A 1,086-nucleotide genomic window follows, 5' to 3' on the forward strand; every position below is an offset into this window, starting at 1 on the left:
TTGCTTCTTATCATAGTATCTATCTTCTTGCTTAAAAAGCTAGTTGCAAATCCTATCGATAGACTAGGAGCAAATTTAAATGCTATAACATCTGACTTTACACTTAAAATCCCAATCTACGGCAAAGACGAGATAGCTAAAATAAGCAATGATATAAATAACTTCATAGAGCGCATAAGAGTGCTTATAAGCGATACTAAAAACCTTTCAAGCGAAAATAGCTCAGTTGCAAACGAGCTAAGCTCTACCTCACTTCAAACAGGCAAGCGCGTAGAAGAATCAACCCAGATCGTTGAAGAGACAAATCAAAGATGCAAGTCTATGCAAGAAAGCATGAAAGAGTCACTTTCAATTGCTCAAGCTGGTAAAGATGACCTTCAAAAGGCAAGCACTCATATAAAAACAGCTACTGAGGCTATCAGAGCCCTATCATCTCAGATTGTTGATTCTGCTAATGTTGAAAATCAAATGGCTGGCAAGATCGAGCAGCTTAGCCGTGATGCCGAGCAGGTTAAATCAGTCCTTGTTGTTATCAACGACATAGCTGATCAGACAAACCTACTTGCGCTTAACGCAGCCATAGAAGCAGCACGTGCAGGAGAACACGGACGTGGCTTTGCAGTTGTAGCTGATGAAGTTAGACAGCTAGCTGAGAGAACTCAAAAGTCTCTAACAGAGATAAATGCAACTATCAACGTTATCGTTCAAGCGATAAATGATAGCAGTGAGCAAATGGGTATCAACTCTAAGCAAATTCAAGAGCTAACCCATGTGGCAAGCGACGTTGAAAAGACGATAAATGATATGAGCGCAACGATGAATAACGCCATAGCGATGTCTGACAAGACTATGCAAGACTACATCGCAACTGGCAAGAATGTAAATGAGATCATGGATGGCATCTCAGAGATCAATCAAATTTCATCTGAAAATGCTAGAAGCGTAGAAGAGATAGCTTCTGCGGCTGAACATCTAAATAAGATGACAGATGCGCTAAATACTAAACTAAGTGTCTTTAGAACTTAAGTTTTTACCTCTTAAGCTAATATTTTTAGGTCTAGCTTTGGCTAGACCTTTTTAAATTTA

The 1,086-nt window shown here is 39.3% G+C and carries 1 protein-coding gene; it reads left to right on the plus strand.

What is annotated here, in order from left to right; genetic code table 11:
* On the plus strand, positions 1 to 1,026 hold a 1,026-nt coding region (locus UNSWCS_RS05980), incomplete at its 5' end, for a methyl-accepting chemotaxis protein (protein ID WP_035143616.1).
* Positions 1,027 to 1,086 lie beyond the last annotated feature (60 nt).

This window comes from Campylobacter concisus UNSWCS (genome assembly GCF_000466685.1).
Taxonomy (GTDB): Bacteria; Campylobacterota; Campylobacteria; order Campylobacterales; family Campylobacteraceae; genus Campylobacter_A; species Campylobacter_A concisus_A.